The organism is Pediococcus ethanolidurans (assembly GCF_001437405.1).
In the GTDB taxonomy this organism is placed as follows: Bacteria; Bacillota; Bacilli; order Lactobacillales; family Lactobacillaceae; genus Pediococcus; species Pediococcus ethanolidurans.
On the sequence record NZ_JQBY01000028.1, the window covers coordinates 1 to 23426 of the forward strand.

General features: G+C 36.8%; 20 protein-coding genes. 2 read left to right on the forward strand and 18 right to left on the reverse strand.

All coding sequences use genetic code 11. The features are described 5' to 3' along the window. Positions 1–288: 288 nt before the first annotated feature. The 7 genes from IV87_RS09555 to IV87_RS09585 form a co-directional block, all read right to left on the reverse strand. Positions 289–1320 carry a lysylphosphatidylglycerol synthase transmembrane domain-containing protein gene (locus IV87_RS09555; protein ID WP_057807721.1) on the reverse strand — a complete coding sequence of 344 codons (1032 nt, stop codon included), beginning with the start codon at positions 1318–1320 and terminating at the stop codon, positions 289–291. 4 nt (positions 1321–1324) lie between these two features. Then, on the reverse strand, positions 1325–2332 hold the full coding sequence (locus IV87_RS09560; protein WP_057807758.1) for a glycosyltransferase family 4 protein: 1008 nt from the start codon (positions 2330–2332) through the stop codon (positions 1325–1327). A 24-nt stretch (positions 2333–2356) separates the two neighbouring features. Beyond that, positions 2357–3532, reverse strand: coding sequence for a glycosyltransferase family 4 protein (locus tag IV87_RS09565; protein WP_057807724.1), 1176 nt, complete (start codon positions 3530–3532; stop codon positions 2357–2359). Between the two features lie 91 nt (positions 3533–3623). Then, a complete protein-coding gene (locus IV87_RS09570) occupies positions 3624–4403 on the reverse strand; it encodes an alpha/beta fold hydrolase (RefSeq protein WP_057807726.1) in 780 nt (259 codons plus the stop codon). A gap of 93 nt (positions 4404–4496) precedes the next feature. Beyond that, positions 4497–6218 carry a phosphoenolpyruvate--protein phosphotransferase gene (gene ptsP, locus IV87_RS09575; protein WP_057807728.1) on the reverse strand — a complete coding sequence of 574 codons (1722 nt, stop codon included), beginning with the start codon at positions 6216–6218 and terminating at the stop codon, positions 4497–4499. Beyond that, a complete protein-coding gene (locus tag IV87_RS09580; protein WP_057774159.1) occupies positions 6218–6484 on the reverse strand; it encodes a phosphocarrier protein HPr in 267 nt (88 codons plus the stop codon). Before IV87_RS09580 ends, ptsP begins: the two co-directional genes overlap by 1 nt. Before the next feature lie 162 nt (positions 6485–6646). After that, a complete protein-coding gene (locus IV87_RS09585; protein ID WP_057807730.1) occupies positions 6647–6844 on the reverse strand; it encodes a hypothetical protein in 198 nt (65 codons plus the stop codon). Positions 6845–7092: 248 nt separating this feature from the next. On the opposite strand from IV87_RS09585, the gene IV87_RS09590 reads away from it, so the two are divergent. Beyond that, positions 7093–9336, forward strand: coding sequence for an ATP-dependent Clp protease ATP-binding subunit (locus IV87_RS09590; RefSeq protein ID WP_057807733.1), 2244 nt, complete (start codon positions 7093–7095; stop codon positions 9334–9336). 84 nt (positions 9337–9420) lie between these two features. On the opposite strand, the gene IV87_RS09595 is transcribed toward IV87_RS09590, so the two are convergent. The 9 genes from IV87_RS09595 to recX form a co-directional block, all read right to left on the reverse strand. After that, entirely contained in the window at positions 9421–11556 is a 2136-nt protein-coding gene (locus tag IV87_RS09595) for an LTA synthase family protein (RefSeq protein WP_057807735.1), read from the reverse strand. 221 nt (positions 11557–11777) lie between these two features. Continuing rightward, the gene (locus IV87_RS09600; protein WP_057807737.1) at positions 11778–13355 is read right to left on the reverse strand and encodes a peptide chain release factor 3; all 1578 of its coding nucleotides are present in this window, start codon (positions 13353–13355) and stop codon (positions 11778–11780) included. A gap of 10 nt (positions 13356–13365) precedes the next feature. Then, positions 13366–15384 carry a CDP-glycerol glycerophosphotransferase family protein gene (locus tag IV87_RS11255; RefSeq protein ID WP_057807738.1) on the reverse strand — a complete coding sequence of 673 codons (2019 nt, stop codon included), beginning with the start codon at positions 15382–15384 and terminating at the stop codon, positions 13366–13368. A 16-nt stretch (positions 15385–15400) separates the two neighbouring features. Continuing rightward, positions 15401–16240 carry a hypothetical protein gene (locus IV87_RS09610; protein WP_057807740.1) on the reverse strand — a complete coding sequence of 280 codons (840 nt, stop codon included), beginning with the start codon at positions 16238–16240 and terminating at the stop codon, positions 15401–15403. A 105-nt stretch (positions 16241–16345) separates the two neighbouring features. Then, complete coding sequence (gene tagD, locus IV87_RS09615; RefSeq protein WP_057807742.1) at positions 16346–16750, reverse strand: glycerol-3-phosphate cytidylyltransferase; 405 nt, start codon at positions 16748–16750, stop codon at positions 16346–16348. Positions 16751–16858: 108 nt separating this feature from the next. Then, positions 16859–17965, reverse strand: a complete 1107-nt coding sequence (locus tag IV87_RS09620) for an AI-2E family transporter (protein WP_057807744.1) — start codon at positions 17963–17965, stop codon at positions 16859–16861. 258 nt (positions 17966–18223) lie between these two features. Then, positions 18224–18781: a DUF402 domain-containing protein gene (locus IV87_RS09625; RefSeq protein ID WP_057807746.1), complete on the reverse strand. Its 558-nt coding sequence runs from the start codon at positions 18779–18781 to the stop codon at positions 18224–18226. A 128-nt stretch (positions 18782–18909) separates the two neighbouring features. Beyond that, the gene (locus IV87_RS09630; RefSeq protein ID WP_057807748.1) at positions 18910–20112 is read right to left on the reverse strand and encodes a serine hydrolase domain-containing protein; all 1203 of its coding nucleotides are present in this window, start codon (positions 20110–20112) and stop codon (positions 18910–18912) included. Positions 20113–20136: 24 nt separating this feature from the next. Further along, the gene (gene recX, locus IV87_RS09635) at positions 20137–20952 is read right to left on the reverse strand and encodes a recombination regulator RecX (RefSeq protein WP_057807750.1); all 816 of its coding nucleotides are present in this window, start codon (positions 20950–20952) and stop codon (positions 20137–20139) included. Between the two features lie 85 nt (positions 20953–21037). Between recX and IV87_RS09640 the strand changes: the two genes are divergently transcribed. Beyond that, a complete protein-coding gene (locus IV87_RS09640) occupies positions 21038–21499 on the forward strand; it encodes a flavodoxin (protein ID WP_057807752.1) in 462 nt (153 codons plus the stop codon). Between the two features lie 36 nt (positions 21500–21535). On the opposite strand, the gene IV87_RS09645 is transcribed toward IV87_RS09640, so the two are convergent. Both IV87_RS09645 and wecB read right to left on the reverse strand, forming a co-directional pair. Further along, positions 21536–21955 (reverse strand): GtrA family protein, encoded by a 420-nt coding sequence (locus tag IV87_RS09645; RefSeq protein WP_057807754.1) that lies wholly within the window; start codon positions 21953–21955, stop codon positions 21536–21538. Positions 21956–21959: 4 nt separating this feature from the next. Next, positions 21960–23084 carry a non-hydrolyzing UDP-N-acetylglucosamine 2-epimerase gene (gene wecB, locus IV87_RS09650; protein WP_057807756.1) on the reverse strand — a complete coding sequence of 375 codons (1125 nt, stop codon included), beginning with the start codon at positions 23082–23084 and terminating at the stop codon, positions 21960–21962. Positions 23085–23426: the final 342 nt, after the last annotated feature.

Sequence of the window (23426 nt, forward strand, 5' to 3'; positions counted from 1 at the left end):
CTAAACGCCTCAACGCAACTATTTAACTTTATCATCTGTTTTTGTAAAAGTCAACAACCAAATTCAACTTTTTAAAAACATTTGATTATCATTTTCAGAAGCAATGCCTCTCAAAAACGACCTTGAATATCATATCAAGTAATCCGGCTACGGTCAAGCCTAAATCTCTCAATTTTTTGAAGCCAGCCTTCAAAGCTCTTGTCTCCCTTGACATAGGGCTGTTTTTATTTTTTTGAGATAGATAGCAAAACCGCCCTTTCAAATGAAAGGACGGCTTATAAATTACCACTATACTTTTTTTACAACCGTTCGATTTAATTTGTCTGGTTTCGTCACCAACGCAAACATTCCACCAAACATACCAAAGTAATAAGTTAATAAACGCCAAATTAACATTGCAAGAACTAACTTACTATTACTGTGAATAAAACTGGAAAACAAGACATCAAAACTATATTCTGCGCCACCCGAACCACCAGGAATCGGAAAAATAGAGATTACCATCACAATCAAAACATGTAATGAAGTTACCATAATGATATTTATACCAGTATAGCCAAGCGACAACATAATATAGTATGGGACTAAGTAGTAAAACAACAACTGGAAAAAGGTCATTACAAAAACTTTAATCAGTAATTTCCACTGCGATTTAATTCGGACACTCTCCAAATAAAAAGTATCTACCTTTTCATCAAGTGAAACTTTCCACTTATCATAACGATCTTTCTTCACAAACCAACCAATTGGAATCATGATCCAACTAATTAATTTTTTTGTAAAACCATGCCAGTACATGACCAGCAACAAGCCAATGATAACTGCAAAGTGAATAAGAAAACCAAATACCACAAATAAAGACAAATAACTCATCTTTTCAGCAATATAGTTAAATCCAATCAACAAACTAAACATAAAGTTAATCACTATCATTGCTTGAAAAACCACAAATTTCATTAAAAGAACCGAACTTGCTCTACCTGCTTCAACGCCGCTTTGCATTAACGCCACTAACTGTGCCGGCTGTCCCCCTGATGAAAAAGGCGTAATTCCATTAAATAACTGTTCAATCAAAGGAATCCGAATTGCATCCCGGATGGAAAATCGATCCCCGTTACTGACAACAAACATTTTGGTAATCACAGCTTCAATCCCAAAATAAAGTAACATACAAATTACGGCAACCAATAACCACTGAACATGAATATGCACAATGTCATGCAACAATTGATTTAAATTGACATTTCGCAACGAAAAAGCAAAAATACCGACTCCTAAAGCCAGCATAATTACGAGTACAATTTTATTTCTCTTTGACATTGATTTAGCCCTCTCTTGCCTGACGCATATAAAAGCCATGCCAGATATTTGCTAAATGCGCTTCCGAGTACTGTTCTGATGCTTCATTGGATTTTTCACGAAGTTGCGCTAACGCAGCCGGATTTTTAGAAAGATACTCAATCTGTTTCTGCATATCCGCAACATCTTTTGCTGGATCGTAATAGCCTTCAATAATGGCATGATACAACTCTAAGTCACGAAGCAGAACCGGCGTCCCGCAGCTAAAAGCTTCTAACACCGACATCGGAAATAATTCATTATATGAGGGAAGCAAGAAAAGATTAGCAACGTTATAGTAATTTACTAACTTCTCCCGATCAACAATTCCAGTAAACTGCAAGTTTGCAGGCGGGTTGTCTACCACTTTTTTTAATTCTGTGTAACCATCTGTCATTCGACCAAAAGAAAAGCCTCCAGCCCAAATAAAAAGGATGTCTGGATTATCTTTTGCGAGTTTAATAAAGTCTTTAACGCCTTTTCGTTCTTGAACTTGGCCAATTCCCAAGATCACAAATTTATGTTCGTCAATATTCATTTGTGCTCGTAATTCTTTTTTCTCTGCCAAATTCATTTCATAAAATTCACTCTTATGCACAAAGTTAGGAATATAAGTTATCTTGTCTTCAGGAATTCCATAAGCCGTTAATTTAGGAATAAAGGTTGGATTAACTACCACAATATGATCCATCCGTTTATAGAACACAATTATATATTTATAAAAAATACCCCGAAACGGTTGTGGAATCTTTAGACTTCCGTCAATCGTCTCAGGCAAAAAATGGACATAACCAATCTTTCTACCTCTGCCTGGCATAAACGTCGACAAGTAGAACCGTGGGTCTATCGTATGATAATGACTAATTTCAGAGCGACTATATTTATTGATACTTATTTTAAATTCATCCGGGAAATGTGTCTTGAGCAATGAAACTAATTCTTCATATGCGCTACCTACACCTTGACCCTTAACTTTTGTTGCTGAAGAAAACATATTAATTCGCAAATCTTTTCCCCCTTAGTCAGAAAAGCTTGAAGACTCTTCTCGATCTGCATATAAAACTAGTGAATCTTTGTAGAAATCGACAACCTGTTTACCAAAATGATCCGCTGAAATATCATAAAGTTTGCGTTCCCGTGGTTCTGGATCCTCAAAACTAACTGGATGGGTTAAATAGTTTTCTGCAAAATGAATGAATTGTTTCTCAGTTTCAAAGGTAACACCCAAAGAAGGATCATCTAACAATTGATCTGTATATGGACTAGATTTAACAACCACTTTTAGTCCAGCCGCAAGTGCCTCAATATAGGTTAAACCTTGCGATTCTGAATCTGATGCAGAAACAAATAGATCTGCCATTTGATAATAGCGATAAACAATATCATTATTAATTTCACCGGTAAACCTAACATGATCGGTAATACCTAAGCTCTTTGTTTGTTGTTCCAAACTTTCTCGTGCCGGACCATCCCCAACAATTACCAATAAACTATCAGGAACCCTCTTTAAGATTTCGGGAAATGTTTTAATAACTTCTTGAATATTCTTTTCATATGCTAAACGGCTTAAAGAAAGCAAAATTTTCTTTTCTTTAGGAAAGCCGTACTTTTTTCGCCAATCAATTTCTTCGTGTTGTGCATAATGATTCACATTAACACCAGTTGGAATGACGCGAATTGGTGCCTTCACACCGTAACCATTCAAGGTTTTGATCACACGTTCACTTGGTGCAATAACCCCAGTCAAATGATAGCAAAAAGCGCGTGTTCCTTGTTTAACATGATAAGGTCGCAGCAAATGACCATTTGCCACATAATGTAAATAGTCTTCATACATTGTGTGATAAGTATGCACACAAGGAATTTTTAAATTTTTAGCAACAAATTTTCCAATCCAGCCTAAAGAAAACTCAGTCTGAGTATGAACAATATCTAAATTTAATTCTTTTGCAACTTGATAAGCCTTGAACAAACCGCTCACAGCTATTCTTCGATCTGTAAAAGAAACAAAAGGAATGCTTGGAAAACGGAAAATATTTCTCTCATACACATTTTTATCCACTTTGGGATCTGTTGTGGTAAAAATGTATACTTGATGCCCTTGTTTTTCGAGTTGCTCTCTCAGTGTTTTAATGGATGTTGCGACACCACTCACCTGCGGGTAATATGTATCTGTAAAAATTCCTATATTCACAAGTATCCTCCCCAAAAAACTATCTACTACTTAATCAAGTTTAATTATATTGGTTTCATACGCGTTATGCAAACAACTCTAATATTTAATCCTACTCTGACAAAAATTCAAGTAAAAGCTGATTAAATTTTTCTGATTGTTCTGCCATAACAATATGGCCACTTTCATTCACAACTTTAGTTCTTATCTTAGAATTTAATTTTTGAACTTCAAAACCAAAACGATAATCGAAATAAGGACTTTGTTTTCCAACTACCAACAGCATCGGAATTGATAACCGTCTTAACACATCACGCCAATCTTGAACTGCGTGATTAATTAAAAGCTCGTAATCCAGCCTGCTATCAAAAGGATGACTTTCCGTCACTTTTTTAACAAGGATAAAGGTGTCATCATCAATATGTTTAAATGTTGATGAGCCCAGTGGCTGTTGTAACCGTTGTTTGAAGTTTTGCCAATTTAGACCTTTAAAACCAAAATGCCAATCGTGATCATTAATCATTTTTGGTGATTGATCAACTACCACCACTCGCTTAATTTGGTTACTCGAATACAAAGACAAATAGGCATAAACAACCGCCCCGCCCATCGAGTTACCTACTAAGATTATCTCCGTTAGTTTTAGTAACAAACACAATTCATGCACATCTGCGGCTAATCGTGAAACACGTAACCCCCAATTGACATGTTGTGACACTCCCTGATTGCGGAAGTCCATGGTCACAACTCGATAATTATGCTGAATCAACGCTAATTTTTGTCGATGCCAAATTTCTTTTGATCCACCGAAACCAGTCAAAAAAACGATTACCGGACCCAATCCTTCATCTTCATAATTTATCTTTACTTCGTCACTTGTCTTAAAATACATTTTTTTACCTCATTATTTAATCGGTTTTAGTATAACAAAAAAATCTCCTCAGGATTCTATGATCCGAGGAGATTTATACAAATCTAAATTTTGTTACTTAATGGCATCGTTAACGAGTTTAATTACATCATCATTAGTTTCTGCTTCAGTAACAGCTTTTTCAGCTAATTTCTTCATTTCTTTAGTGTCAAGACGTTTCATCAATGAACGTGTCTTCAAAACTGAAGTTGCACTCATTGAGAATTCATCCAAACCAAGTCCCATTAAAATTGGAACAGCAGTCTGATCGCCGGCCATTTCACCACACATACCAGTCCACTTGCCCTCTTTATGAGAAGCATCAATTGTGTTTTTAATTAAACGCAACAAAGATGGATTGTATGGTTGATACAAGTATGAAACTTTTTCATTACCACGATCTGCAGCAAATGAATATTGAATCAAATCGTTTGTACCAATACTAAAGAAGTCAACATATTTTGCCAACTTATCAGCAATCATTGCAGCGGCAGGGATTTCCATCATCATACCAACTTGAATGCCGTCACCAATTTTAGTTCCAGCTTTAACCATCTTCTGTTTTTCATCTTCATAGATAGCTTTAGCCTTCTTAAATTCAGCTACAGTAGCAATCATTGGGAACATGATTGCCAATTTACCATAGGCAGAAGCCCGCAGCAATGCGCGTAACTGAGTTCGGAATAAATCAGTACGATCCAAACTAATACGAATAGCACGATAGCCTAAGAATGGGTTCATTTCTTCTGGAAGTGGTAGGTATGGCAATTGCTTGTCTCCACCAATATCCATCGTTCGAACGACAACTTGTTTGCCCTTCATGCCTTCAACAACTTTTTTATATGCTTCGAATTGGTCATCTTCGCTTGGAAGTTCACTTGCATCCATATACAAGAACTCTGAACGGAATAAGCCAACTGCTTCAGCACCATTATCAACAACACCCTTAATATCATCAGGGGTACCAATGTTAGCAGCTAAATCAAAATGGACGCCATCCTTCGACAATGTTTTTTCATCACGAAGTTTTTCCCATTCAGCTTTTTGAGCCAAAAAGTCTTTTTCCATTTTTTCATACTTAGCAACTTCATCAGCATCTGGATTGACAAGTGCAAGTCCATGCATCCCATCAATAATAACTGTGTCGCCAGCTTCAATATCAGTAGTTGCTTTTTCACTTCCAACAATTGCTGGAATTTCCAAAGTTCGTGACATAATTGCTGAATGAGATGTACGACCACCAATATCTGTAATGAATCCTTTAACATATTTACGATCCAACTGTGCAGTATCGCTTGGTGTCAAATCATGAGCAACAATCACTACTTCTGAGTCAATTAATGCTGGATTAGGCAACTTAACGCCGAGTAAATGACTCAAAACACGCTTAGTTACATCGCGGATATCACCCGCACGTTCTTGCATGTATTGATTATCAGTCATCGCTTCAAACGTTTCAATAAAGCCATCTGTTACATCTTTTAATGCTTGTTCAGCATTTACACTGTCATTTTTGATCTTGTCTTCAATATTACCAATCAATTCTGGATCTGAGAGAATCGTAATGTGAGCCTCAAAAACTTCGGCTTCTTCTTCACCAAGGCTTTTAGCAGCCTTACTTTTAATTAACTCTAGTTCTGCTTTAGATGCATCCAAAGCGTCATGGAGGCGTTTAATCTCAGCATCTGGATTATCAATTGTTTTCTTATCAAATGACAGATCAGGGTCGACAAGCATATATGCTTTCGCAATTGCAACGCCATCACTGGCTGCAATTCCCTTCAATTGTTTTGCCATTAGTCAGAAAGTCCTTCCTTTTTCATTGTATCTGCAAGTGCTTCAATAGCTTCTTTTTCATCGTCACCATCAGCGGATACTGTGACATCAGCATTTTGACCAACACCTAATGACATAACACCCATGATGGACTTCAAGTTAACTGATTTGTCTTTGTATGTTAATTTAACATCAGCATTGAATTTGCTGGCTGCCTGTACTAATAAAGTAGCTGGACGTGCGTGAATACCTGTTTCTGCAATAATATGAAAGTCTCGTGTTTCCATTATAAATCGATCTCCTTTAAAAATATAAGTTTTAGTAAGGGCTTTCTTTTTAAGTTATAAAACGAACATAGCATTCATCTTACTAACAATTAATCAGCCTTTCCCATTGATGATAGCAATTTCTCGAATTTTTTACAAGCCCTTTCACGAATAAAAGCAAAATTATTGCTCACCGTTTTCATTACTTTCAAAGTGATAAACTACTTTTCCATTCCGTTGGGCTGATCCAATAACTCGTTTCCGTTGATCATACTTCATATAGATAGGTTGAAATTCTGAAAATTCATCAGGTTCAACCGTCAGTTCCTTAATTGTCCCCTGTCTTAATTGTTCCAATAAATTAGAAAAATCTCGTGCCATTCAATCACCTACCTTTCAAAGTAAACCTAGTTTAATCGAAAAAAGATGAAAGTTCAAATATTGGCACTCTAGTCAGTAAAGTGCTAGGATAATTTTTGGACCTACAGAAGTGCCTTGCAAGTAGATTTAAAGACGAATTATTTTCAATACAAATTACTTGCAGATTTTTTTTGGCGCGTTATAATGTGGTCATGGTCAAAGTTGGTCAAACAATTTTTGATCTTGATTCTGTGAAAGGAGACAGCAAGATGTTATGTCAAAATTGTCATAAGAACGAAGCAACGATTCATCTGTACACTAACGTCAATGGACAACGGATGCAGATTGATCTTTGTCAAAATTGCTATCAACTTCTAAAACAACAAGAAGGAAATAACTTAGGAAACGGAGGTGCCGCAAACATGGCACAAGACCCATTTGGATTTGGAAATTTGGACGATATTTTCCGTGCAATGCAAAATGGAAATGTCGAAAATCCACAGGGATTAAATCAACAGGTTCCCCCTACCCAACCAAGCGGTCCCACTGGTAACAACGGTGGTAATCAGCGTAATGGTCAAGGTGGCCTTTTAGGTCAATATGGTCTTAACTTAACCGATTTGGCTAAAAAAGGAAAAATTGATCCTGTCATTGGTCGTGATTCAGAAATTTCAAGGGTTATTGAAATTTTAAATCGCCGAACCAAAAATAATCCCGTTTTAATTGGTGAGGCCGGTGTTGGTAAAACAGCTGTTGTTGAAGGCTTGGCTGAACGAATTGTCGCTGGAGATGTTCCACAAAAACTAATTAATAAACAAATTATTCGTTTGGACGTGGTTTCATTAGTTCAAGGAACTGGTATCCGTGGTCAATTTGAACAACGGATGCAGCAACTTATGAAAGAAGTCGAAAAGAACAAAGACGTCATTATCTTTATTGATGAAATTCACGAAATTGTTGGTGCTGGTAATGCTGAAGGCGGTATGGATGCTGGTAATGTTTTGAAGCCCGCTCTTGCCCGGGGCGATTTTCAGCTCGTCGGTGCAACCACTTTAAATGAATATCGTGATATTGAAAAGGATGCTGCTTTGGCTCGTCGTCTTCAACCAGTTCAGGTTGATGAACCAAGTGTTGAAGAGTCCATTCGAATTTTAAAAGGTATTCAAAAGAAGTACGAAGATTATCATCATGTTAAATACACAGATGACGCTATCGAGGCTGCCGCAAAACTTTCGAAACGCTACATTCAAGATCGTTTCTTACCTGATAAGGCAATCGATTTATTGGATGAAGCTGGATCTAAGAAAAACCTCACCATTAACACAGTGGATCCCAATACCATCCAACAAAAAATTGATAATGCTGAAAAGTACAAGCAGGATGCTTTAAAAGCTGAGGATTATGAGAAAGCAGCCTATTACCGTGATCAAGTTAACAAACTAGAAAAAACTAAATCTGGCGCAACTAATCAAGGGCAAGTACCAACTGTCACCGACAAAGATATGGAACAAATCATTGAAGAAAAAACTGATATTCCAGTTGGCGAATTACAAAAGCGTGAACAAGAACAATTGAAAAACCTCGGTGATGACTTACGAGCACATGTCATTGGTCAAAATGAGGCTGTCGAAAAAATTGCCCGAGCGATTCGTCGAAATCGAATTGGTTTAAACGGGACTGGTCGACCAATTGGCTCCTTCCTTTTTGTAGGCCCTACTGGTGTTGGTAAAACTGAGTTGGCCAAACAATTAGCTAATGAGCTCTTTGGCTCAGAAGATTCCATGATTCGGTTTGATATGAGTGAATACATGGAGCCACATTCAATTTCTAAATTGATTGGTTCGCCTCCTGGCTATGTTGGCTACGAGGAAGCAGGTCAACTAACTGAACAAGTTCGCCGTCACCCATATAGCTTGATCTTGCTTGATGAAATTGAAAAGGCTCATCCCGATGTCATGCACATGTTCCTTCAAATCCTTGATGATGGCCGTTTAACGGATTCTCAAGGACGAACGGTTAGTTTCAAGGACACAATTATCATTATGACTTCTAATGCAGGTAGTGGTGATGTTGAAGCAGATGTGGGCTTTGGTGCTGCATCTGAAGGTAAAACTCATTCCATCTTGGATAAACTGGGTAATTACTTTAAACCTGAATTCTTGAACCGTTTTGACGATATTGTTGAATTCAACTCCCTTACTAAGGAAAACTTAATGAAAATTGTTGACTTAATGATTGGTAATGTAAATCAAATGTTAGCCGTGCAAGGCTTACATGTTCATGTTACAGAACCAGTTGAAGAGAAATTAGTTGAGTTAGGTTACAATCCGAAGATGGGTGCGCGTCCATTACGTCGTGTTATTCAAGAACAGATTGAAGATCGCATTGCAGATTATTATCTAGATCATCCAGATGCTAAGAATCTTGTTGCTAAGATCGCTGACGGCAACATCACCTTAGCAGTTGAGAATGAAGCCGATGCAAAGGCTACCTCAACTTCTTCAAAAGCTTAATCACTATCTATAAAATAAATACTCGTATGAAATTGATTACGTTAAATCGTAATTCGTTTCACACGAGTATTTTTGTACATATTTTTATTTTGAAGAAGATGATGACGTTGAAGCAGAAGAGGATGAAGACGAACTGCTACTACTGCTTGAACTTTCATTTGCCAATTCGGGTGCATCTGTCTTATAAAGATCTAAGGTTGACTTACCCTTATTTTTCTTCAATAAACTAGTTGGTTCTTTGGATTGTGCTTCACTTAATTGTTTTAGGCCTGCTGATTTTTTATAGTTGTATTTAGACTTATCAACTGTTTTAAACCAGCTGTGTTTAGAAAAGCGTAACAAATCACCATTAATAACAGAATCAGATAATGACAATTCCTTATTAACATAGGCCTGAATTTTAGCAACTTCTTTTTTCTCTGTCGCCGTTTTATTCGTTATTTGCTGCCCGGTTTTAGTAAAGTACAAATCATTCCCATACTTCGTGTACTTCGGTGAAACAAAATCACCATCACGGAAGGAAACAATTTGATTACGATCCTTGGATAGTAAATCCTGACCAAATTGAATTGCCCCTGAATCATTGATTCCAAGCAAATTCATTAAAGTTGGCATTACATCGATTTCACCACCATAAGTATGATCAATTCCACCCTTTAAGCCGGGCATATGGATCATGAATGGTACTTTTTGGAACATTGCCAAATTGTAGTTATCAATTTGTTTTAATCCTAAAATTTTTGCAATTGCAGCCTTATGGTTATTAGAAATACCGTAATGATCACCGTATAAAACTAGCATGCTATTTTTTTCTAGACCAGATTTCTTCAAATAGCTAAGTAACTCACCAATTGATTGGTCCAAATAATGTGCCGTTTGAACATATGGGTCTACAGTTGGATCTCCAGTATCCCAAGCTTTAATTGAAGAGTCCTTTTTCGAAATTAGGTAAGGATAATGATTAGAAACCGTAATTAATTTGGCGTAGAAGGGCTGTGGTAACTGTTCAACGTACTTCATAGCATCTTTCAAGAAAATCTTATCCTTCATCCCATAGCCACTCACATAGCCTGGTTTGATTTTATAATATTCCTTACTGAAGAAGTACTCGTACCCAAACGATTTATACGCATTATCACGATTCCAGAAACTTGGCACATCGCCATGGAATGAAGCCGTAGTATACCCATTTTGATCTAAAATAGCCGGTGCGCCTTGGAAAGTGTTGCTAGTACCATCCATAACCATCGCAGAACCTTCAGCTAACCCAAATAATGAGTTTTCCAACATCATTTCTGCATCAGCTGTTTTACCCTGTCCTACCTGATTAAAGAAATTATCAAAGCTTAGCGTATCTTTTTCATGATACAGCTTGTTTAAGTTAGGCGTAATTTCTTGTCCGTCCCACTTTTTATCAATCACAAACTGCTGCAAGCTTTCCAAATGGATGACAAAAACATTTTTGCCTTTTGCAACACCCTTGTATTGAATGTTTGAAGAAACGTGATGTTCTTTCAAAAACTTTTCAATTGGTTTCAGCTGATTATCCGATGCTTTTGATTTCTGTTCACTATTTTGATACGTCTTAATGGCATCATAGGCTGTGTAAGTCTGTAAACCTAAATATTTCACAATATAATTATTATCAAATGTTCTGGTTAAAAGCCCTGAACGGTTACTATAAGCCATTCCTAGGTTCACTCCGAACACACCAATGGATAAAATAGTAGTTGCGAGTGCATAACGAAACTTAAACGGCGTACTATCAATTCTGATAAAGCGAATAAGTAATAAGAGAATCAAAAACGCAACATCCACGAAGACCAAGAAGTCAGTTCCTCGCATGATTCCCATTAAACTTTTTCCGAGGTTATCAGATGTAGAACCAGAACCTTTGATCAGATTAAAAGTAATAAAATCTGAAAACTCACGATAATACAAGATATTTGCAAACAACCAAGTTGAGAGGATAGCATCCATCAGGATCATCCACCAATAAGCCCAGCGTCCCCGAAAATACAAACCAATTCCAAAAAGAAATAAAGCCGTTGCAATTGGCGAAATAGCCAAAATTAGTTCTTGCATATTGCCTTGAACACCCAAACTAAATTTCATTTGGTAAGCCATATAGGATTTTATGCAAAATAAAATAACGGCGAACAAGAAAAATCCAAATCGAGTATTTAATCCCCGTCGGATCTTATGCCACGCTTGACTCATAGTTGAACCTCCATTACGCATCAACAGTTAAATTTGAACTTTAAAATCGTTCATATAAACTAAATAAGTATAACTGAAAATTAGTTTTTTTAATAGACCTTTACTCTGCATTTTAAGAGATTTTAGATAACTTTAAACTCCATTTAATCAAAATAGTTCACAAAAAAAGACCAATTCCAAGTTTTTAAAAATTGGAATTGCCCTCTTTATAATTGCTTAGATCATAGTTTAGCCGTTAACTTAATCTCTGGATACTTGCTCTTAAACCATCGCTCAGCAAACTCATTTTCAAATAAGAATAATGGGTTATCCATGCGATCCTTCACCAAAAGATTCCGTGAAGATGACATCTTTTCATCCAATTGTTCCGGATCAATCCAGCGGGCAATTTTCTTCCCCATTGGCTCCATCACAACTTCTGAATGATATTCGTTTAACATTCTAAATTGGAAAACCTCAAATTGTAATTGTCCAACCGCACCTAAAATATAATCACCCGTATTATAATTTGTGTATAATTGGACGGCGCCTTCTTGAACTAATTGTTGAATTCCTTTATGGAATGATTTTTGTTTCATGACATTTTTAGCTGCCACATGCACAAATAATTCTGGTGTAAATTGTGGTAGTTTCGCAAATTGAATGTCATGCTTGCCAGAATAAATAGTATCACCAATCTGAAAATTACCAGTATCATAAAGACCAACGATGTCCCCAGCTACCGCTTTTTCCACCGTATGTCGTGCATCCGCCATAAATTGGGTTGAATTCGATAGCCGAATGACCTTACCAGTTCGATGCAAAGTGACGTCCATCCCCCGATCAAATTCACCAGAGCAAATACGCACAAAGGCAATTCGATCACGATGATTAGGATTCATATTAGCCTGAATTTTAAAGATAAATCCAGAGAACTGAGCATCATCAGGAACAATTTTTTCTTCGGCTTGATCCACATGCGCTGCTGGTGCTGGCGCATACTTTAGATACGTATCTAAAAATGTTTTAACCCCAAAGTTTGCCAACGCCGATCCAAAGAAAACAGGAGTTAGTTCACCTGAAGCAATCTTGGCCTCATCAAATGAATTACCTGCTTCACTAAGAAGATCAATATCATCTTGGGCATCCTGATAGGCACTATCTTCAGTTAAGGAATACTCAGTTGAAAGTTTACCTTCTTTATCTAGCGGCAAATACTGATTTCCTTGATCATCTTTGCGATACAAAACTACACGGTTGTTATAACGATCATATAAGCCGCGCAACCCCTTGCCCATTCCGATTGGCCAATTCATAGGATAAGCATCAATTCCTAAAACTTCTTCCAACTCATTTACCAAATCTAACGGTTCACGACCGTCACGATCCAGTTTATTCATAAACGTAAAAATTGGAATACCACGCATTTTACAAATTTTGAATAGCTTTTTTGTTTGTGGTTCAATTCCCTTAGCAGAATCGATCACCATAACGGCTGAATCGACTGCCATTAGGGTTCGATACGTATCTTCAGAAAAATCCTCATGGCCTGGAGTATCCAAAATATTAATTCGTTTACCTTGATAATCGAACTGCATCACAGAGCTGGTAACTGAAATTCCACGCTTCTTTTCGATTTCCATCCAATCTGATTTCGCGTAATTGCCAGACTTACGGGCCTTAACTGTTCCGGCCTCACGTACGACTCCTCCAAACAGCAATAATTGTTCAGTGATTGTTGTTTTCCCTGCATCAGGGTGAGAAATAATGGCAAAGGTTCGCCGCTTTGCTACTGCCTGATCTAATTTTGTTTCGTTCATAAATACCTTCCTACTTCTTAATTGTGTTTATAATATAATCTACTACTTTTCGAGACGAGTCACCACTATTGATCGCACAAAAGCGGTCATAAAACTGCTGAAAACGTTCATTATTCGTCATATCTGCGTGTGTTAGCGCATTTTTCATTTCCGTAAACATGTCTGTTTCTGAATGCACAATTTTACCTGGAAGCTCGTGTTCATAATCTAAATAGAAGCCACGCAACTCATTTTTATACATTTCATAATCATATGGATAAAATAATATCGGCCGTTTTAAATAGGCATAATCAAAGAAAACAGAAGAATAATCGGTAATCAACAGGTCCGAAACTAAGTATAACTCACTAATATTAGGATAATCGGAAAGATTCAAAACGCAATCCTTAAAGTCAGAAACATCAATTTGGTTCGCAATTAAATAATGCATCCGCAAAATGAGAATTGTGTCCTTACCATATTGTTCCTGAAATTTTTGCAGACTAAATGGTAGTTTAAACGTGTACTTACCAGTTGTAATAAATGAATTATCTCGATAAGTTGGTGCATATAACACCACCTTTTTATCTTGAGGGATGCCCATTTTTTCTTTTAAAGCCTTAATTTGATCTGCAGTTGTATTAATCAATTCATCATTACGTGGATAACCAATTTTTAAAATTTGATTTTTATATCCAAAAGCAGATCGGAAAATATTAGTTGAATAATCATTCGGGCTAATTAAAGCATCCCACCGATTGGCCTCGCGAGTAAAGTTACGGTGATAGGACAAAGTATCTGTTCCCGGCATTGTCACTTGCTTAATATCTAATCCTAATTTTTTCAAGGGCGTTCCGTGCCAAGTTTGTAAGTAAAAGGTAAACTTGGACTTTTTAACCCATGATGGATAACGAGCATTGCTAACCCAGCTTTGTGCACGCCGCATAACAGACACCCATTCTACACTATTTCGAACGACATACTGCATGCCGTGTTCGCGACAAAAGCTTTTAAGTTCCGGATAAATTGACCAAATTAAATTATAACCTGGATAAAACTGTTTAAACACCTGATAAACGGCTAACGGACTGTCAGAAACCTGTCGTCCACCAAAACTTTCAAACACAATTGTTGGTTTTTGGTACGGCAGTCGTTGTCGCTTGAATAGTCGTTTGATAAAACGTAATTTTACTTTTGAAAGAATCATCTTTGCCAACGAAAGCGGTCGTTTTAATTGTGAATAGAATCGCTTTGTTAGGCGTTGAGTCGTACTTTCTGGGATGGGTAGGGAAACTATCAACATATTGTCGTAAGCCACATCTAAACAAACTAGACTGCCGTTAATATTTTTAACAAAATCACTATCTGGATCAAATTGTGTGGTTATTCCGACCCGTTGTTCCAAACTCTCGCCATTAAATTTATAACTAATCAATACTTTGTACTGTTTACCCACAATCAGTTCAGTAATTGGAATTTTAAATACAAATAAATCTGAATAGCGACTCAAATCCTTTGTAATTTGAATAATGCGCTTCTGGTCCGTTACATCTTGCACCGTCATCACAATATTTTGTAAGTGTGCTTCATTAATTTGTTTTGTTCCAAATAACAAAATTCCATCGGCTACATGCTGTACATTTTTCAATTCAAACAAGTCGGCATTAGTGCCATGATAGACCTCGATATTTACATAACCAGCAAAGTCTGTTTCAAATCTTTGAAATAGATTTAAACCCAGTTGCTTATTTGCAACAAACTCATTTTCAACCTGAACTGTTTCAAAGTGTTCATTTTCTTCCCACTGCAAATACAATTCCCAGTCAAAACGGAGCTGTCCGGGAAAACTACCTTCTAATTGTTCAGAAGGTAGCTTAAACTGCAGCATATTTCCATCAATTTCCACATGCTTGATCATAAAGCTTTCTAATGATTCCTCTTCAATAAAAAACATGCGCAAATTTTTGACTTGTTGTGTTAGATCGATCAACTCAATTTCGTAGTGCTGTTCCTTAGCTTCTGTTTGTACATTAGACAAGATTGCCCGCATAATACTACCTCCTCTCTTAATAATTAAAGGTCTTTACTGTTTCCAAATAGGGACTCAATGGCTCAACATCTTTCAAGTCCATAAACACACCCGTATCCTGGCCATTGTTGGTTAATTGCCGAATTTGTTCAGCATAAAATTCAAACACATTTTGATAAGGGCGCCACGTAACATAATCATGCACACTATATTGTGCATTCACAATTTCGATTTGAACCGTATTTCGTGGTGTGCCTTTAAATATTTCTTGATTGATGGTTGCCCCCCGTGTTGCAAACTCGCTGTCACTTGCAACTTTGAAACGATGGGACTGAGACGGTTTTACCACAAATTGATATAATTTTTGTTGATGATTATTTAACACTTCATACGTAACTGGTTGTCCTTCTTGAAAATGAACCACTTCACGAACCTTTTGTTGGTCATCAAAATAGTACTGTGCCAGTAATTTGCCATTATCAAAGCTTTTAAACAGATTTAGTTTATCGGCTCTAAAAGTCTGTTCACCAATAAGTGCATGATGATCAAAAAATCTCTCGACTGTCTTTTGTTCGGTTAAACGAAAACTTTTTTTCTGTAAGTGATTCGATTGAACAGCCTCCAAGCCCTGTAAATCTGTTGTAATTCCTTGCTGGTCTTGTAATAGCTCAAACCAATTAATAATCTGGGCTTTAAAATGACTATCATTTATTTTTTGAGTCAACTTCTCAGTTATTTTAGATGCCAAATGAAAATCTAGAATCATCACCAAAACGGTTACTTGAATTTGATTGTTTGTTAGTTTTTGTATTGTTTTTAAAAGGTACGGATTCTTAATCGAAACGGAATCCGTCACCAAGATTAAGGCTTTTTTCATCACAAATCCTCTTGTCATCTAAAATTCAATTTATTATCCATACTTTCAAAAATAGGACTAGATATAAGAAAAAACTGAGGAGAACCCCCAGTTTTTGTTTAATTGTTATTTTTTACTATCCTTTGCAAGACCCAAGTCACGCTTAATCTTTGTTGTTGAAATACCCTCAGTTCGTGGCAAGTAAACGACCTTACAATAGTCCTTTAAAAAGTCAAACTTACCTTTCCAGTCATCGCCCATGACAAAAATGTCAATGTCGCGTTCCTGAACATCCTTAATTTTTTGATCCCATCCAGTTTCTGGAATCACTTCATCCACGTAACGAATGGCTTCCAAAATATATTTACGATCTTCATAACTTGTATATGCTTTTTTGCCTTTTAACGCGTTAAACTCATCAGTTGACACACAAACTGTCAAATGATCACCTAATGCTTTGGCACGTTTGAGCAAACGAATATGTCCCTTATGAATTAAATCAAAAGTCCCATACGTAATTACTTTCTTCAATGTTCATTCTCCTAAGACTGTAATATTAAATACTTTCCAATATTACCACAAATATGTTAACCCATTCCAGTAAATTCAACCTAATCACAAAGATTAAGTTAAGTTTACTTACTCCTGACTGTTCAGTATCCAAATGTGATAAACAAATTCGACAATAACCTTAACAACTGCATATGCCGGAATCGCTAAAATCATTCCCGGAATTCCCGCAATCTTTCCAGCTGCTAACAATAAAATAATGATTGTTAGCGGATGAACCTGTAAACTTCGCCCAATAATATTAGGATAAATTAGGTTTCCATCAACCTGTTGGACGATCAAAACAACCACAATAACCCAAACAACCTGCATAGTTGAATCCGTCAGTGCGACCAAAAGAGCGGGAAAAATACCAATATATGGCCCAATATAAGGCACAATATTGCAAATGCCAGCCACAACGCCCAACAACAATGCATACGGTTGCCCAATAATCACGTAACCAATTGCCGTAAACGTTCCAACAAACAGGCATTCTAATACCTGACCAGCAATATATGAAGACAATGTTGCACTCATCTTATCAAATAAATCAACAATCGTATCCGCGTTTTTGGTTGGCAGTAGTCGTTTGACAGTTGGCATCAATTTCCAACCATCTTTTAACATGTAAAACAACATAACTGGAACTGTGATAATAACAACGGTGACACTAGTGATAGTTGAAATTAACGTCCCGATGCTGCTCGTCATCGTACTAAGGATTGACTCGGCATATGTACCGATTGAGCTGTTCATTTTCTTGATATAAGGATCTAAATCGACATTTTTGATCCAATCAGAATGTTCAAGAAAATGCTGTGAAGCGGTTTGCAAATTGCTTGCAATTGAAGGTAAACTTTCAATTAACTGCGCCACCTGATTAACCAATCTTGGGATCATCCAACCTAAGGCATAACCAATGATTCCAATCAGAAGTAAGAAAACGATGACCACTGCCCAGGTATGATTAATATGAAACTTTTTATACTTAATTTTTTGAATTAATTTAACCAACGGATTCAATAAATAGAATAAAAACCCAGATAAAATAACGGGAACGAATACTGTTGAAATAAATGTCCCAATTGGTGCAAACAAAAAATTAATTTTCGTACAGACGTAAATTAACGTTGCCACAATCAGTAATTCAAGTGTCCAAAACATTAAGGGAGATCGTCTAATTTTATCAAACATCGCGTGACTCCTTTTCTATCAGTAAAAACAAGAAATTTTGATTCTTGTCTTCCATTCCATAACGTTTCCATTATAGCCTATTCACCATTCTTTTTTCATAACCTTTACATTACATTGTTTGTGAAAAATAAGTAGTTATCCTTTCATCCTTTAAACTTAAAAACAAACTGGCAATATTTGAATGATCAAACATTGCCAGTTGTATTTTATGCAGACTTGGAATCAATTTACTTGATCCATTTCATATCACGATCAAAATCAACGCTGGTTATTACGTTGAACAAGTTCCAGATAACGATGGTACCAGATGTTAATAAATTCATTTGAAAACGGTCCAGTTCCTTGATCAATCCAATCAATCAGTGTAACTACACTAGAACGAATAATTTGATCAGTATCTTTTGGATAATGCCACTGACGGCTAAATCGTTCATATTCATCAATATCTAATAACTTTCGATCCCCATTCGGATAGACTTTTACATCTAAATCGTAATCAATATATTTAAGTGCCTCTTCATCTAACACATATGGAGAAGCCAAATTACAATAATTTGATACGCCGTTTCTACGAATCATGGTGACCACGTTAAACCAATAATTTTTATGAAAATAAACTATGGCTGGCTCGCGAGTTACCCATCGTCTCCCATCATCTTCAATGACAAGTGTATGGTCGTTACAACCAATAAACTCATCATCGCTATTCTTTAATACCATTGTATCCCGCCACGTCCGATGCAAACTACCATCGTGTTTATAGCTTTTGATCGCAATATAGTCCCCTGCTCTAGGTTTCTTAGATTTGCGATTCATTCTATGACACAGCTTTCTAATTCTGAGGGTTTAAATCTTAGAATTCCACTCATCATTATATCAAAAAAGACCAGCAGACGAAAGAACGAGTGCTAGTCTTACTTAATTTATTGTCAAACCCTGTAGTTTTAGTAAACACCATTGAGTAAATTCTGATAAATCTGATGACATTGCTGTACTAAAGCAGATTTTTTCATATGGTAATTACTCAACATAATGACTGCGTTTTGGCCATCTTTACTGATCATCATGCCACTTTCTTCACCATAACCAACACCATGACTCCAGTAACTATTATTTTGAGCTCCATACAGACCACCACCATAATTTTTAATGTTGCCTTCCGCATCATGTAAAATTGCCGTATTTTCGGCAGTTAAAAAGCGTGCCTGTAAAATAGCGCGACTAACTTTGTAAAAATCACTGGCATTCATATACACATTCCCGGTTGCTAGTTCATTATGTTGATTGGCCGGTGACTCATGAAACGTTTGTAAATAGTTTACCGAATCGTCCTTCGCAGTTTGATTATGATACGGTGTGGATAGCCACTTAGCACGTTTTGCCATCATCACAAAACCTGAATGACGCAAATGTAGTAACCGAATGATATGCTGGTTGAACAACTGATAGTAAGAATGATGAGAAACTTTTTGCAAAATCCCTGCTAACAACGTGTAATTAACCGGTGCGTAGTACCATTTATGGTTTTGCTTAGATAAAAAACGTACGTGATGAACAGCATAATCTACCACCCCATCTCCGGAAAGAGAACGCGTTGAAAATTTATGAATGCGCAATCCCGTCATCATATTTAACATGGCTCGAATCGTAATTTTCTTTGCTCCGGGTACTTGTGGATAGAATTTAGATAAATGATCTGTTAAGCTCAGCCGACCTGCCTGAACTTGTTGCATCAATAACATTGCCGTCATGGATTTTTGCATAGACAGGATCTGATATTCTGAATTGGCATTGTTGAATGCTTGCTTTTGAAAATTAGCATAACCGTAACCCTGATTGTAAATTGGTTGCCCGTTTTGCACAATCAAGATGGTACCTACAAAGTGATTGGCACCGAGTAATGGATTAAGCGCCTGTTTTATTTCTTTTGATCTTTGCGATAGCTTTGGTTGCTGAGAAATAATTCTCCGTGGTACAAATGTTTTCGGAACAAGTTTGCGTGCGGGAACATCTTTTGTTGAACGATTATAAAAAGTTGGATCACCCATTCGCATAACTCGATAATTGTGATAGGCAAATCCCACACTTCCAACCAACACACCAAAAATTAAGACACCTAATAATCCCCACCATAAATACTTTTTCATTTTTCTCCCCCATAAATCTCTTACTTATTCAATATTTTCTTGTTGATCGAGTAACTGATTGATCGCATCTGATTGAAACCCTTTCCCATATAGGGTTCGTTTAGTACGCATTTTACGTTGCGAAAAAGCATAACGTCGGTTACGATGCCAAACCTTTTCAAATTCACTTTTTAATTTTTCATCCTCTAACTCAGGATCAATTTCAAAGTGCATTTGATCCAAAATCTGCGTAATCACATCTCCTGTGAATCCCTTCGTCATTAACCCCTGACGAACTTTTTGTTTCATTTTTGAAACAGGTTCACGACGATAACGATGACTTAATTTTTCACCAATTTCAATTCCATTTTCGACTTGATCTTCAGCAGAATATTCTCTTAATCCCGTTTCAATATCATTTTCTAAAACGCCTTTTGTACGTAGATTACGTTTAATGACAACGGGACCCTTATCAGAAGTTCGTGCCATTGTGCGTACGTAACTGGCCGCATACTGCAAATCATCAACCAAATCTAATTCTCTTAACTTTTTCAAAGTGGCTTCAATCGTTGGCTCAGGAATTTCATTTTCACGAAGTTTTTGTTCAACTTCTTTTTCTGTTCGTAAGTGCCCTGATAAATAAGTCAGTGCACGTGAATACGCCTTAGAAACGTCATCGGCTGCTAAAATTTCAGCCTGCAATTTTTTATCAATTTCCATCCCTTTAAAAATGCGATACTTAATCATCACATCTTCACTAATTGGAAACGCATAGTGATCATCTAAATAAACATTATATCTGCCTTCACGTTTTTGTGTCGTAATTTTTGTTACCTTTGGAGTCGTTTCTTTTTCTGCCATGGTGAACCTCCCTGCTGAAAACATTCACTAAACTGCATTTGTCTGCTATAATTCTTTAGGACTTATAAGGAAAAGAGGAACTAACATGCCAACTGCAAAAGTTGTTTTTGCAACAATTACCGGTAATAACGAAGATTGTGCCGACATCATTGCTGAAGCACTCGAAGATCTCGGTGTTGAAGTTGATGAATCTGAGATCTCACAAACGGATGCTGATGAATTTGAAAATTTTGATATTTGTGTTGTGGTTCCATATACCTACGACGAAGGTGCTTTACCTGAAGAAGGAATGGACTTTTATGAAGAACTGTCCGATTTAGATCTTAAGGGTAAAATTTTTGGTGTCGCCGGATCAGGTGATGTCTTCTATGAAGAATTCTATTGTATTGCGGTTGACGCGTTTGCTAAAGCTTTCAAAGCTGCCAACGCTAAACAAGGCGCAGAACCCGTCAAAATTAATTTAGCACCTGAGTCCGAAGAAGATCTTAATCAACTTGATGCATTTGCCAAAAAATTAGTTGATAGTTACAATGCTTCCCAAAACTAACTAATATTTAAAAAAGATTGGAACAGTTTATCGATTTCAATCTTTTTTTATACCTCGTTGTCTGAAAATAATTAGTTTACTGAAAATATAGTTCACAACCACCACAATCACATTATCAACGATTTTTACAAGTAGTTCGTTTTGATTCATCAGTGAAATACCAACCCACATAATTGCCACATCCATAAAGTAGGTCAATAAACGAAAGAAGAAAAAGGATCCCAGCTCGCGCCAAAACGCACGCCATGTGGTATAACCTGAGCTAAAAACCCACACTTTATTCGTAAAAAAAGCAACTAACACAGAAGCAACCCAAGCAATCCCATTACTAATTTGATAATTCCAATTGGTGTAGGTATTAAAAAGGTAAAAAACACCAATATTGACAACGGTTGTTAAAACACCAAAAATAAGGTACAAAATGATTGCCTGATTCTTTTTTATTAAGCTTTTCATTGCTTTAACTCCGCTTATCATTAAATTTTTGTTGTAAGAAATCGAGAATATGTTGCGCCGCGTTCCCATCCCCATAAGGATTCTTTGCTGTTGCCATTTTTTGATAAACTTGTGAATTATCTAGTAATTCCAGCATGGCATCCGTCACCGTCTTAGGATCCGTTCCCACTAACTTTAACGTACCTGCCGTAACACCCTCAGGACGTTCCGTTTCATCCCGTAACACTAGCACTGGTTTTCCTAATGACGGTGCCTCTTCTTGTACGCCACCCGAATCCGTCATAATGAAATAGCTTCGTGCCGATAAATTATGAAAATCGACCACGTCTAACGGATCAATTAAATGAATGCGCGCATCATCACTCAACTCCTCATGAGCAGCTTGTTGCACCGCGGGACTCAAATGCACTGGATAAATAATCTCAACATCATCGTGAGTATCCACAACTTTTTTGATAGCTTTAAATACACGACGCATAGGTGCGCCCTGATTTTCACGGCGATGCATCGTCAACAAAATCAAACGATGATTGGGATCTACTAAATCTAACACCGCATGATGATAATCTTCTCTCACGGTTTCATGAAGCGCGTCAATTGCTGTATTGCCAGTAACCGCAATATTAGCCTCTGGATGGTTCTCCTTAAGTAAATTCTGTTTACTTAACGTGGTAGGCGCAAAGTAATAATCGGCCAAAACATCAGTTAATTGACGATTCATTTCTTCCGGAAATGGTGAATATTTGTCCCAAGTTCGTAGACCCGCTTCCACATGACCTAGCGGAGTTTGATGATAAAAAGCACTGATGCTGGCCGCAAAGGTGGTCGTCGTGTCTCCATGGACTAAAATCACATCTGGTTTAGCCTCTTGGATAATGACATCCAGTTTATTTAAAACCCGGCCAGTAATTTCACTCAAGGTTTGTTTAGGTTTCATAATATTTAAATCATAATCTGGTGTAATTTTAAAAATCTCTAAAACCTGATCTAACATTTCTCGATGCTGAGCTGTAACTACCGTAATCGCTTCAAATTCTGCTTTTCGTTGATTCATTTCTAAAATAATGGGTGCCATTTTAATTGCTTCTGGCCGTGTCCCAAAGATTGTCATGACTCTTAATTTTTTCAAAATAATCCTCCACCACCGCCTAGTCAATAATTGTTCTTGTAAAACATTATACCGCGCCACTCGCCAATATTTAAGTCTAAACTAAAAATTGAAAGAACAAAAGTGTATCTAATTGCCTGACACAAAAGTGTTCATGGTAACAAAATTAGACTTAAATGCCGTCTTCCAGCAAAACCGGGCTGGAACGGGTGAGCCGTAGGACGGCAGTTAAACTATTTTTTGGAGTTTAAGTCGTTTAACATCAGTTATTGAAGTGATTTTGATACTTTCAACCTTTAAGTCTAAACCAAAATTCTTAATTTGAAAAAGAAATCCTGAAATATTCATAGATCGAAATATAAT